This window comes from Bradyrhizobium sp. UFLA05-108, from assembly GCF_059803455.1.
In genome coordinates this window covers 35,411-47,799 of record NZ_JBANAZ010000071.1, presented here as the reverse complement: position 1 = coordinate 47,799, position 12,389 = coordinate 35,411, and the positions used below count along the sequence as shown (strand labels likewise).

8 protein-coding genes are annotated in these 12,389 nt (G+C 64.2%); 2 read left to right on the top strand and 6 right to left on the bottom strand.

The window, feature by feature from the left end:
* Positions 1–145 precede the first annotated feature (145 nt).
* Complete coding sequence (locus SO140_RS36730) at positions 146–2,119, bottom strand: aq_1923 C-terminal domain (protein ID WP_449382552.1); 1,974 nt, start codon at positions 2,117–2,119, stop codon at positions 146–148.
* Positions 2,120–2,367: 248 nt separating this feature from the next.
* Between SO140_RS36730 and SO140_RS36725 the strand changes: the two genes are divergently transcribed.
* Positions 2,368–4,680, top strand: coding sequence for an NADP-dependent malic enzyme (locus SO140_RS36725; RefSeq protein WP_449382551.1), 2,313 nt, complete (start codon positions 2,368–2,370; stop codon positions 4,678–4,680).
* A gap of 283 nt (positions 4,681–4,963) precedes the next feature.
* On the top strand, positions 4,964–5,416 hold the full coding sequence (locus SO140_RS36720; RefSeq protein WP_449382550.1) for a DoxX family protein: 453 nt from the start codon (positions 4,964–4,966) through the stop codon (positions 5,414–5,416).
* Positions 5,417–5,749: 333 nt separating this feature from the next.
* On the opposite strand, the gene SO140_RS36715 is transcribed toward SO140_RS36720, so the two are convergent.
* The 5 genes from SO140_RS36715 to SO140_RS36695 form a co-directional block, all read right to left on the bottom strand.
* Positions 5,750–6,676, bottom strand: coding sequence for a nucleoside hydrolase (locus SO140_RS36715; protein ID WP_449382549.1), 927 nt, complete (start codon positions 6,674–6,676; stop codon positions 5,750–5,752).
* A gap of 212 nt (positions 6,677–6,888) precedes the next feature.
* Positions 6,889–7,530 (bottom strand): HAD-IA family hydrolase, encoded by a 642-nt coding sequence (locus SO140_RS36710; RefSeq protein ID WP_449382548.1) that lies wholly within the window; start codon positions 7,528–7,530, stop codon positions 6,889–6,891.
* Positions 7,531–7,654: 124 nt separating this feature from the next.
* Positions 7,655–8,218, bottom strand: a complete 564-nt coding sequence (locus SO140_RS36705; RefSeq protein WP_449382547.1) for a DinB family protein — start codon at positions 8,216–8,218, stop codon at positions 7,655–7,657.
* Positions 8,219–8,384: 166 nt separating this feature from the next.
* Positions 8,385–11,360 (bottom strand): excinuclease ABC subunit UvrA, encoded by a 2,976-nt coding sequence (gene uvrA / locus SO140_RS36700; protein ID WP_449382546.1) that lies wholly within the window; start codon positions 11,358–11,360, stop codon positions 8,385–8,387.
* A 265-nt stretch (positions 11,361–11,625) separates the two neighbouring features.
* Positions 11,626–12,294: an outer membrane protein gene (locus tag SO140_RS36695; protein WP_449382545.1), complete on the bottom strand. Its 669-nt coding sequence runs from the start codon at positions 12,292–12,294 to the stop codon at positions 11,626–11,628.
* Between the last annotated feature and the right edge of the window lie 95 nt (positions 12,295–12,389).

The following is a 12,389-nucleotide window of genomic DNA, read 5'->3' as shown; positions in this document are numbered from 1 at the left end:
CCAGGTTGAATGGATTCAGCAACCTCAGTCTGGCCTCAGACCCGGTCGCTATCCACTCCCCATGGAATCTTCGCTGCAATCGCAATGACGAAGAATGAGGGCTGTCCACGAGTCTAATTTTCACCGAACCCGCGAAAGATGCGCCCTACAACCCCGTCGACGCCTCGATCTTGAATTGCGCGAGCGCGGTCTGCGGCTCGATCTGCAACAGTTGCATCAATTGCATCAGCGGCACCTTGGCACGCGGCGTGAGCTTGATGGTGAGCGTCTGACCGGGTGTTTCGACGAAGCTTGCGATGGCATCCACCGCCGTGCCCGCATCCGGATTGGCCGCGGCGACTTCCGCGCGATGCACCCTGACGCTGTCGGCGAGCGCTTGGCGCGCGGCGTCGCGGCTGAGATTTTTCCCCCGTGCATACTGCGTCACCGCGGAATCGACGCCGCCGCTGTCGCGCAGTGCGAACTCAATGGTGCCAGTCTCGACCTGGGCTACCTGGCCCATGAGCTGCGCCAAGTCGGCAGAGAACAGCCCGCGCGGTACGTTGCCGAGTGCGACGCGCAATTGTGCTCTTGCGATACCTCCGATGTCGAGGGTCGCCGGCGCCAGCGCGAAGCTGTTGGACTGCTCGGTCCAGGCTGCGCCGAGATCGAGGTCGATCGGGAGCTTGTCGATCCCGCCGGCGATCAATGGAAGCTGCTTCGGATCGGATGGATCGGTCGGCGTGACCAGTTTGGCGATGATGTGGGCCTTGGTCGGGATTGAGCCCACCATTTGCCCCCAGTTCACGCTCAGCGTGTCGATTGTGACCAGCTTCTTGGTGGTCTTATAGGGCGCGGCAACCCCCTTGACCTCGGCGCCTTCCAGCACCCGGAACAGACCGAGCATCTGATCCGGCGAGGGCGCCTTCCCGGGGCTCGCGACGCTCGCTGCCCAGCGCATCAGGCTCGCCACGCTGAAGGATTTCAGCGCGAAGCGCTCCACCTTGAACTGCCCCTGTGGCGCGGGTGCGTCGAGGCCCTCGAGCGAGAGCTCGCCTTGGGCGTATTTGATCGCATTCAGACGGGCGGTCCCTTGCGGCGTGCCCATCGACAGATTGCTGATCTCGATCTTGCCGACGCGCAGGCCCTCATACATCGCGGCCACCTTCTCCATCATCTCGCGCCCCTGCGCAGGCGTCGGTGGAGACGATGGGTCGTTTGGCAGCAAGGCCAGAAACTCGGCCGGCCGGAATTTTGACGGCTGAAATCCGAGGTCCTCGATGGCGATCCCATCGACTTGCGCGCGCACTCCTTGTGTCGATGTCAGCACATAGGGGCCGACCGAAATCCTCCGGTAGGCCTGATGATAGCTGTCGTCATTGGCCTTCTCTGGATCGAGGGCAGCGAGCACGGCACTCACGTCGACATCGTCGATGACCATGTCGGAAAACTCGCCGACGAGCTTGTCGGGCTTGGCCGCCTGTGGCGTGCCGAAGCTGAAAACGGCGCGATCGATCTTCGCCGTATCGACCTTCCCGCGGTTGACGTTGCGGATCGCGAGTCCCGAATAGGTGATCTCGCCGCTGCCGGCCGCGTTTGAGCCGGTATTCATGGTGACGCTCACGGTCGGCACCGAGACCGAGGCCGCCGTGATGCTCGCATACTGCTCGAGCGCGAAGCGGTAGGCGTCGACCAGCGAGGGTGAGGCCGGCGCGCCCTGGGCGCGGGTCGGGCCGGAGTAGCCGGTCACCGTGATCTGCGGGATCTTGTACGTTGCCTTTACCTTCGCCGGGCCGGCGGCTCCGTCGATGGCAAGCTCGGCGCCTGCGATGTCGATCGTCTCGGCCGAAAAATGCGCCTCGTCGGTCTGGCGGATGCCGGCCGCCTTGATGCTGGCGACCTTGAGCCCGGCGAGCGGTGGCTGTCCCGGCTCGATGGCGATGTCCTCGACCGTCAGGGTCCGCGTCATCAGGTCGAACGCCACCTTGCCATGGCTCGCCTTGCCGCCGCGGCTGCGGATCTGGTCGAAGCTCGCCTCGACCTCGGCGGTGGCGCGGTGCTGAACGTAGAGATTGAAGCCGAGCCATCCGCCTCCCACCAGAACGGCAAGCGCGATCAGGCCGGTCAGGATTCGTCTCATGCGGTCAGCTCCAGTTGCTGGCTCAGGGCAGAACAACCTGCCATATTCGCAATAGCTTGCACGGTCCAGGGAAAGCTATGGTTTTCAAATGTTTGACGGCGCGGTCTGTTGATGGGGCTGCAATCGGATGTTGCCACCAAGCCGCCGGCCGTGCTTGATCCCGTTTCCATGATCCGGAATACCGCCTTTTAGGGCGGGCCGGTCAGGGAAGAGACCTTTGGGCTGCAAAACGCGAGGCGAGGCACGGCATGTCGTCTTATTCTGAAGATCTCCACCAGGCGGCGCTGGCCTATCACCGTCTGCCGCGGCCCGGAAAGCTCGAGATCCAGGCGAGCAAGCCTCTCGCCAACCAGCGCGACCTTGCGCTCGCCTATTCGCCGGGCGTCGCCGCCGCCTGCACCGAGATCGCCAACAATCCGGCCGAAGCCGCCACGCTGACGTCCCGCGCCAACCTGGTCGCTGTGGTCTCCAACGGCACCGCGGTCCTGGGCCTCGGCAATATCGGCCCGCTGGCCTCCAAGCCCGTGATGGAAGGCAAGGCGGTCCTGTTCAAGAAATTCGCCGGCATCGACGTCTTCGACATCGAGATCGCCGCCGACACCATCGAACGCGTGGTCGAGACGGTGGCGGCGCTGGAGCCGACCTTCGGTGGCATCAATCTCGAGGACATCAAGGGACCCGAATGTTTCGAGATCGAAGCGCGGTTGAAGGAGCGCATGAAGATTCCGGTCTTCCATGACGACCAGCATGGCACCGCGATCATCGTTGCCGCCGCGATCAGCAACGGCCTGCGGCTGAACGGCAAGAAGCTCTCGGACGTCAAGATCGTCGCGTCGGGGGCAGGGGCGGCGGCGCTCGCGACGTTGAACCTCCTGGTCTCGATGGGCGCACAGCGCAAGAACATCTGGGTCTGCGACATCGACGGCCTCGTCTATGACGGGCGCAACACTCTGATGGACCGCTGGAAGGCGGTCTATGCCCAGAAGACCGATAAGCGCACGCTGGCCGACGTGATCGGCGGGGCCGATATCTTCATCGGGCTCTCGGCACCGGGCGTGCTGACGCCCGATATGGCCAAGGCGATGGCCGACCATCCGCTGATCATGGCGCTTGCGAACCCGACGCCGGAGATCATGCCGGAGGAGGCGCGCAAGGCGCGTCCCGACGCCATGATCTGCACCGGGCGGTCCGACTACCCGAACCAGGTCAACAACGTCCTCTGCTTCCCCTTTATCTTCCGCGGCGCGCTCGACGTCGGCGCCACCGCGATCAATGAGGAGATGAAGCATGCAGCGGTCGATGCCATCGCGCAGCTCGCGCGCGAGGCACCATCGGACGCGGTCTCACAAGGCAGCTTCGACACCGGCGAGGCGGGCGGCTTCGGCCCGGGCTCGCTGATCCCGAGCCCATTTGATCCTCGGCTTATCCTGCGCATCGCGCCGGCGGTCGCCAAGGCCGCGATGGAATCCGGGGTTGCGACGCGTTCCATCACCAATTTCGACGAATATGCCGCCCAGCTCACGCGCTTCGCCTTCCGCTCCGGCATCGTCATGAAGCCGATGTTCGCCAAGGCCAAGACCCAGCCGGTGCGCGTGATCTACGCCGAGGGCGAGGACGAGCGCGTGCTGCGCGCCACGCAGGTGGTGCTGGAGGAGAAGCTCGCGCGTCCTATCCTGGTCGGCCGTCCGTCTGTGGTCGAGGCCCGCATCAAGCGCTTCGGTCTCTCGATCAAGGCGGGCAAGGATTTCGACCTGGTCAACCCCGAGGACGATCCCCGCTACCGCTCGTATGTGCAGTCCTATGTCGAGGTCGCTGGCCGCCGCGGCGTCACGCCGGAGGGTGCGCGCACCGTGGTGCGCACCAACAACACCGTGATCGCGGCGCTTGCCGTGGGACGCGGCGAGGCAGATGCGATGCTCTGCGGCGTCGAGGGCCGCTACATGAGCCATCTGCGCCACGTCCGCGAGATCATCGGCTTCTCGAGCGGGATCAGCGACTATGCGGCGCTGGCGCTGCTGATCACCACCAAGGGCGCGTTCTTCATCGCGGATACCCAGGTGCGGCCCAATCCGAGCGCGGAGGAGCTGGCCGAGATCGCTGCGCTCGCGGCCATCCACGTGCAGCGCTTCACGCTGAAGCCGAAGGTCGCCTTCGTGTCACACTCGGATTTCGGCAGCTATGACACGGACTCATCGCGCAAGATGCGCCGGGCGATCCAGCTCCTGAAGGAGAAGCATCCGGAGATCGAGGCCGATGGCGAGATGCAGGCCGATACCGCGCTGTCGGGGGCGGCACGCAAGCTGGTCCTGCCGCACTCGAACCTGGAAGGCGAGGCCAACATCCTGATCATGCCGACGCTGGATGCGGCCAACATCGCCTACCAGACCATCAAGGTGCTCGCGGACGCGCTTCCCGTCGGGCCGATCCTGATCGGCCCGGCGCGGCCGGCACACATCCTCACGCCGGGTGTCACCGCGCGCGGCATCCTCAACATGACCGCGGTTGCCGTGGTGGAGGCCCAGGAGCGGGCGGCACGGCAGCAGCCGAGTTTGTTTACGTAAGGGGGCACCTCGCCCCGCTTGGCGGAGGAAACCGAATTCGAGCGCAGCTCGAATTCGGGCGAGGGGGAAGTTTCCGCGGGACCGTTTGTTACTCGCCTCTGGGAGGGGCTTCGGGGACTCCAACCAAAAATATCGAAAACAACCCCATGCAAAGTAGCGCGGTGGTCCCCGGCAAGGATGACAACTTCCGGATTTCTCCTTTGAAAACCGCCCGTAGAATCTTCATAATCGCGTCGTCGTCGCGTCAGCGTCCCGCCCTTAAAGCAATGCCAAGAGGCCGACCATGCCAGCGTTCGTGACTTTCGGGCGAATCCTGTTCGCCGTGCTGTTCATCTATACGGGCGCCACGAAGCTGTTCGCGATACAGGCGACGGCCGATTTCATCGCCAGCAAGGTCACCGTGCCCGAGATGATCGCGCCCTATGCGCAGCAGGTCGAGCAGGCCACCAGCATGACGACGCCGCAATTGCTCGCGATCGCCGTCGGCGGGCTCGAGATCATCGCGGGGCTGATGATCGCGCTGAACTTCGGCGCGCGCTTCTTTGCGATGCTGCTGATCATCTACGTCGCGATCTCGACGTTCCTGTTCTACGACTTCTGGAACCAGACCCCGCCCGAGAACGGCAAGATGCTGGTTGACGCGCTGAAAAACCTCTCGATCATCGGCGCGCTGTTCATGATCATGGGCTATGGCCGCGCCACGCGCCCGGTCGAGGCGGCCTACGGCGACGTGTAAGGTATCCAGCAAGTTCGCGCCCCAGCCAGCCTGCGCCTCCGAGAGCGCGGTGGTCGCGGTCCGTCCGTTGTCATCAGGGCTGCGCGCGCCGGGCAGGTGGCGCGTGATGGCATAGAGCATGATGGGATTAAGCTTGATTGTTGCCTCAACGAAGGTGCACTCCATCCCCCGCCTGCGGGGGAGGGCTGGGGAGAGGGTGTCTCCTCAGGTGAACAATCCCCAAGTGGAGAGAGCCCTCACCCGGCGCTTCGCGCCGACCTCTCCCGCAGGCGGGAGAGGTTGAGCAAGCCCGTGGCCAATCGATTCAACCAAAACCCATCGCGCTTTAGGCGGCTACGAATTCTTCGCTTCGGCAAATGCCTTCAACTTCAAAAAGAAGTCCCTCAGGATCGGATTCCGGTCCACGTAGGTCACGTACCTGATCGCATGTCGGCTGCGATCGATGCTCCACGTCATCTGCTCCGTTACGACAGGCGCCGGGATGATAACGCTCGGCGCCCAATCCGGGTTCAGGAGCCAGCCGACCGGCGCCATGTCCCAGATTTCCTTCGACCAGCCGAGGTGATCGGGCGCGTAGTCCTTGAAGCGCATCGCCAGGAACGCGCCGATGCTGCCGCAAGGTTCGACATAGCGCTCGATTTCCGGCACCGTGCTGTGAAGATGCGAGGTGACGCCCTTGCACGGCACCAGCACCAGGGGCACGCCGCTGTCGAACAGCACCTGGGCACCCCCGACATCCTGCTTGAGATTGAATTCGATCGTGTGTGGCCATTCCAGCGCATGGCCGCCGAGCCACACCACCACGACGCGATCCCTGATATCGGGCGCTTTGAGAAGTGCTGAGGCGACGTTGCTGATGGCACCAATGGCAACGATGTAGAGCGGCTTGTCAGGCGATCCGGCCCGCGCTCGCGCGATCATGTCTTCGACCGCGGGCGCCTCGCGGGCCTCCTTCCGAGGGCCGACATAGTCGGTGACGCCGCGATGAACCAGGCCGTCGGGTGAGATGTTCAAACGCTCCAACAGACGCAGGATTTCCTGGTAGCTCAGCTCCATGCCGTGGCCCGGGCTGGTCGCGCGCTTGTTGAAGAACGGGGCGGCGTAGATCGCCTCGACGTCGAAGCGCTCCTTCGAGAGCAGCATCTGGACGAGCGCGAACTGATCGTCGATTTCGTTGTAGGTATCGGTATCGAGCACGACGCGCACCTTGCCGACTGGCGGCGCCAAAAGCTTCAGACGGGCGGCTTCCGTGATGGGCATCGTCACCTCCTTGTTGGCGCATAGGATGGGTTGTTAGCTAGTTTTACTGCGTTACAAGACCCTCATGGTGAGGAGCGCGGAGCGCGTCTCCGGACGATGCTGCGCATCGCCGGGCGAACCATGAAGGCCGGGATCTCACCCGCGGCCATCCTTCGAGACGCGCGTTCCGCGCTCCTCAGGATGAGGGAAGGGGGGCTTGTGACGCAGTAGAGCTAACCCACCCTAAGCTTGCGGCACAATGCGTCCGCTATCTCGTCCATCTGTTCAAACGTGTGATCGGGCGCCAGCGCCCGCAACGCCGCCGGCGCCGCATAACCCCAGCATACCGCTCCGCACGCAGTCCCCACCGCGCGCGCCGCCTCGATATCGCGGACCTCGTCGCCGATCGCGATCACCTGGTTTGGCTGCACGCCGGCGCGACGGATGACCCGGCGGAATTTGGCGGGCTTGCCGAACAGCGAGGCGGCGCAGTCGAAATGCGCGAACAGGCTCGCTGTCGCACCTAGCTTCTCGCGCGCATTGACTTCGCTGTCCGATGTCACCATCGCGAGCTGTACGCCGCTTGCGGCAAGCGTGTGCAGCATGGCCTCGACGCCGGCGAACAGGGAAATCTCCGCAGTTGCCTCCGCCTTCAGCCGCCGCGCATGCCGCGCGATCGCCGGCAGCTTCCACAAGGGCACCTCGAGCCGCCGCAGGATCTCGCGCGTCGAAGCATGCCGCAGGCTCTCGACCTCCTCATCGGCCACGCGGCGAAAGCCGAAGCGATCGGCGACGTCGTTGATGGTGCGCAGAAACCACGGAAAGCTGTCGGCCAGCGTGCCGTCGAGATCGAAGATGGCGAGGGAGTAGGGCATGAAATCCAGACGTAGGGCGGCTTAGCGGAGCGTAACCCGCCGCTTTCGCCGAAGACAAGTTGGCGGATTACGCTCCGCTAATCCGCCCTACGAAGAGAGAGCTGACGCTGTTCGATCCGTCCAGCTAGGATTTCCACACCGTGTCCTCGGCCCAGCCGAGCTCGGCGAACTCGGCAGCCCGCAGCGGCGCTTCTCCCTCCGCAAAGAATTCGTCGAGCTGAGGCGGCGCAACGTTCGTTTCGGACAGCATGGCGTGCGCCTGCCCGCGATGATGGATCTGATGTTGAAACAGATGCATCAGCAGCCGGTCGCGGCGTTCAGTTTGGACGCGCGTGTCGCGGTTGATCCGGGCAGAGCCATTGAGAAGCTCAGGCGTCAGCGCGTCGCAGACGGCGATCAAGCGCTGGTCGGTTGCGGCTTGCGCGGGTTTCAGCGCGGCAATTGAAGGATACGGAATCTCGTTCTTCCAGGCAGCCGGTCCGAGCCATCCTCCCTCGAGCGCGTCTACATAGAAGAGGTCAATGACATGGATATGGTTCAGCGTTCGTTGAATGCTCGGGAAGAAGCCGGTCCGTTCGGCTTCGAAGTCAGCTTGGGACAACGCGGCGCAGGCGGTGAGCAGCCGATGGTTCGCCCAGGCATTATTGTGGGCGAAAGCGCGGTAGGTTTGGACGAGCCCGGCGGACATGTCGGTTCTCCCATGCAGTCAGCGCCACGAGTGCTCGGCCTGGCGATTGAGTAGTCCGCGTGAGCGAAGCGATATGCGGGGCCGTAAAACGGACTCTATAGTCCCGGATGTCGCTTCACTCGTCCGGTCTACGCCGATCTGACGCGAACGCATGCAGTCCAATCGCCTACTCCGCTGCCTCGCTCGTGCTCCTGCGCTTCGGCTTGCCCGCCTTCTTCAGCACCGGCTCAAGGAATTTCCCTGTGTAGCTCCGCGGCGCCTTCACGATGTCTTCCGGCGGACCCCAGGCGACGATCTCGCCGCCGCCGTCGCCGCCTTCGGGGCCGAGATCGATGACCCAGTCGGCCGTCTTGATGACCTCGAGATTGTGCTCGATGACGACGACCGTATTGCCCTGCGCGACCAGCTCGTGCAGCACCTCCAGCAGCTTCTTGACGTCGTGGAAGTGCAGGCCCGTCGTGGGCTCGTCCAGGATGTAGAGCGTGCGACCGGTGGCGCGTTTTGACAGCTCTTTCGCCAACTTGACGCGCTGGGCTTCGCCGCCGGAGAGCGTGGTGGCCTGCTGGCCGACATGGATGTAGTCGAGGCCGACGCGGTGCAGCGTATTGAAGGTTTCGCGGACGCGCGGTACCGCCTTGAAGAACTCGGCGGCTTCCTCGACGGTCATGTCGAGCACGTCGGCGATGCTCTTGCCCTTGAACAGGACCTCCAGCGTCTCGCGGTTGTAGCGCTTGCCCTTGCAGACGTCGCAGGTGACGTAGACGTCGGGCAGGAAGTGCATCTCGATCTTGATGACGCCGTCGCCCTGGCAGGCCTCGCAGCGGCCGCCCTTGACGTTGAACGAGAATCGGCCGGGCTCGTAGCCGCGTGCCTTCGCTTCGGGAAGGCCGGCGAACCATTCGCGGATCGGCGTGAAGGCGCCGGTGTAGGTCGCGGGGTTGGAGCGCGGGGTGCGGCCGATCGGCGACTGGTCGATGTCGATGATCTTGTCGATGTGCTCGAGGCCCTCGATGCGGTCGTGTGGAGCTGCGCCTTCGCTGGCGCCGTTCAGCTTGCGGGCGATGGCGCGGTAGAGCGTGTCGATGAGGAGCGTCGACTTGCCGCCGCCGGAGACGCCGGTGACGCAGGTGAACAGGCCGAGCGGAATCTCCGCCGTGACGTTCTTGAGGTTATTGCCGCGCGCATTCACCACCTTGATGGTGCGGCGATGGTTCGGCGGGCGCCGCTCCGGCACCTCGACCTCGAGCTCGCCGGTGAGATACTTGCCGGTGAGCGATTTCGGGTTGCGCATGATCTCGGCGGGCGTGCCTTCGGCGACGATGTGGCCGCCATGCATGCCCGCACCGGGGCCGATGTCGAGGACGTAGTCGGCGAGGCGAATGGCGTCCTCATCATGCTCGACCACGACCACGGTATTGCCGAGGTCGCGCAAGCGCTTGAGCGTATCGAGCAGGCGCGCATTATCGCGCTGGTGCAGGCCGATCGACGGCTCGTCCAGCACGTAGAGCACGCCTGTCAGCCCCGAGCCGATCTGCGAGGCCAGGCGGATGCGCTGGCTCTCGCCACCGGACAGCGTGCCGGAGGAGCGGGAGAGGGTGAGATAGTTGAGGCCGACGTCGAGCAGGAAGGTGAGGCGCTCGCGGATTTCCTTGAGGATGCGTCCCGCGATTTCGTTCTGCTGCTTGTTCAGCGCTTCGGGCACGCCCTCGAACCATTCGCCGGCGCGCTTCACCGAGAGCTCGGAGATCTCACCGATATGCCTGCCGCCGACCTTGACGCAGAGCGCCTCCGGCTTGAGCCGAAAGCCCTTGCAGGCCTCGCAGGGGACGTCGTGGAAATACTTCGCCAGCTCCTCGCGCGCCCACTCGCTCTCGGTCTCGCGATAGCGGCGGTTGATGTTGGTGATGACGCCCTCGAACGGCTTCTTGGTGTCGTAGGAGCGGACGCCGTCTTCATAGGAGAATTTGATCTCGTCTTCGCCCGAGCCATGGAGGATCGCGTTCTGCGTCTTCTTCGGCAGATCCTTCCACTTGGTTGTCAGCGTGAACTTGTAGTGCTTGCCGAGCGCCGTCAGCGTCTGCGTGTAGTAGGGGGACGACGATTTGGCCCAGGGCGCGATCGCGCCCTTGCCGATCGCGAGCTCCTTGTCGGGGATGACGAGGTCTTCGTCGACATGCTGCTCGACGCCAAGGCCGCCGCAGGCGGGGCAGGCGCCGTAGGGGTTGTTGAAGGAGAACAGCCGCGGCTCGATCTCGGGGATGGTGAAGCCGGAAACCGGGCAGGCGAACTTTTCCGAGAACAGGATGCGCTCTGGCCCGCTCTTGTCGTGGATCTTGGCGGTCTTCTTTTTCTCCTCGGTGGGAGCGGCCGCCGGTGCGTCCGCGAACTCGACGACGGCGAGGCCCTCGGCCAGCTTCAGCGCAGTCTCAAAGCTCTCGGCGAGGCGCTGGCCGATATCGGCGCGCACCACGATGCGGTCGACGACGACGTCGATGTCGTGCGGGAATTTCTTGTCGAGCGTCGGCGCTTCAGCCAGCTCGTAGAAACTGCCGTCGATCTTGACGCGCTGGAAGCCCTTCTTGAGCCATTCCGCAAGCTCCTTCCTGTACTCGCCCTTGCGGCCGCGCACGACCGGGGCGAGCAGATAGAGGCGGGTACCTTCGGTCAGCGCCAGCACGCGGTCGACCATCTGCGAGACGGTCTGGCTCTCGATCGGCAGGCCGGTTGCGGGCGAATAGGGTACACCGACGCGCGCCCAGAGCAGGCGCATATAGTCGTAGATCTCAGTCACCGTGCCGACGGTTGAGCGCGGGTTCTTCGAGGTCGTCTTCTGCTCGATCGAAATGGCGGGCGACAGGCCGTCGATCTGGTCGACGTCCGGCTTCTGCATCATCTCCAGAAACTGGCGGGCATAGGCCGACAGCGACTCGACATAGCGGCGCTGGCCCTCGGCGTAGATGGTGTCGAAGGCGAGCGAGGATTTTCCGGAGCCAGACAGCCCGGTGAACACCACGAGCTTGTCGCGGGGAATCTCGACGTCGATGTTCTTGAGGTTGTGCTCGCGCGCGCCACGGATCGTAATTGCGCGCAGGTGTGATCCCGCGTTCTGTTGTTGGCGCTTCGCCTTGATCACTTCGTCCATCCCAGTGGTCCCCAAGGAGATTCCCACGCTGCGCGGCCGCGCCGGCGTTCAGGCGCGCCTCGCCCGGAACCGGGGATGGACGCCGTTGGGTAGGCTGCGAACGTAGGAAGAACGAGAGCGGATTTCCAGTGCGAGTTGCGAATCGTCAACGGATTGTTGTGGCGCTGGCGGCACTTGGCAGTAGCGAGGGCGCAAGGCCCGTCCGGAACAAAAAAAGGCCGGCGCAAGGCCGGTCTTTCCGTCGAGAATTCGCGTCAGGCGAAGCTCAGTACTTCGCAACCACCGGGCCACCGAAGTGGTAGTTCACGCCGACCTGGAACGTGTGCAGGTTGAGCGTGCCCGAGGGAACGGTGCCGGTGAAATAGTTCTCGCTGCCGAGGCTGCGATAGAGGTACTCGCCCTTCACCGACCACTGCGGGGCGAAGAAGGCTTCGACGCCCGCGCCGACCGTCCAGCCCGAGTGGAACTTGCTGTCGGAGACGGTCACGCCGAGGGCCGAGACGCTGATCTTGTTGTCGATCCAGGCGTAGCCGCCGGTCGCGTAGAGCAGGACCTGATCGAAGGCGACGCCGACGCGGCCGCGCACGGTGCCGAGCGCATCGGTCTTCGAGCTCACCGTGACGCCGAGTGCGGTCGCCGAGGCATTCACGTCAGCCCAGCCGCCATCGGCTTCGAGACCGAACACGATGTTGCTGGTCTGCCAGTTGTAGCCGACCGTGCCACCGGCGAAACCACCCTTCAACTTCGGGTCAGTGGAGGTGTTTTCCCAGGCGTAGCCGCCGAAGCCACCGAGGTAGAAGCCGGTCCAGTTATAGACCGCCGCTGCGGCCACCGGAGCCTTGGTGTAGGGGCGGGCCGCCAGATCGGCAGCCATGGCCGGAGCGAACGCGCTGAGTGCGAACAAACTGGCCGAAGCCAACAAAACCTTCTTCATTTTCAACTTAATCCCAGTCCCAGTTTCTGTTTTTGCCTTCCGTGCGCGGAAGGACAGCGGACGCTCTGGTCCAACTGAGGTCGTGCTTACACCAG

Excerpts from the sequence above, each read along its gene's own strand:
- uvrA (WP_449382546.1), bottom strand. The coding sequence starts at position 11,360 with ATGGACGAAGTGATCAAGGCGAAGCGCCAACAACAGAACGCGGGATCA.
- SO140_RS36720 (WP_449382550.1), top strand. The coding sequence starts at position 4,964 with ATGCCAGCGTTCGTGACTTTCGGGCGAATCCTGTTCGCCGTGCTGTTC.
- SO140_RS36710 (WP_449382548.1), bottom strand. The coding sequence starts at position 7,530 with ATGCCCTACTCCCTCGCCATCTTCGATCTCGACGGCACGCTGGCCGAC.
- SO140_RS36715 (WP_449382549.1), bottom strand. The coding sequence starts at position 6,676 with ATGCCCATCACGGAAGCCGCCCGTCTGAAGCTTTTGGCGCCGCCAGTC.
- SO140_RS36730 (WP_449382552.1), bottom strand. The coding sequence starts at position 2,119 with ATGAGACGAATCCTGACCGGCCTGATCGCGCTTGCCGTTCTGGTGGGA.
- SO140_RS36705 (WP_449382547.1), bottom strand. The coding sequence starts at position 8,218 with ATGTCCGCCGGGCTCGTCCAAACCTACCGCGCTTTCGCCCACAATAAT.
- SO140_RS36725 (WP_449382551.1), top strand. The coding sequence starts at position 2,368 with ATGTCGTCTTATTCTGAAGATCTCCACCAGGCGGCGCTGGCCTATCAC.
- SO140_RS36695 (WP_449382545.1), bottom strand. The coding sequence starts at position 12,294 with ATGAAGAAGGTTTTGTTGGCTTCGGCCAGTTTGTTCGCACTCAGCGCG.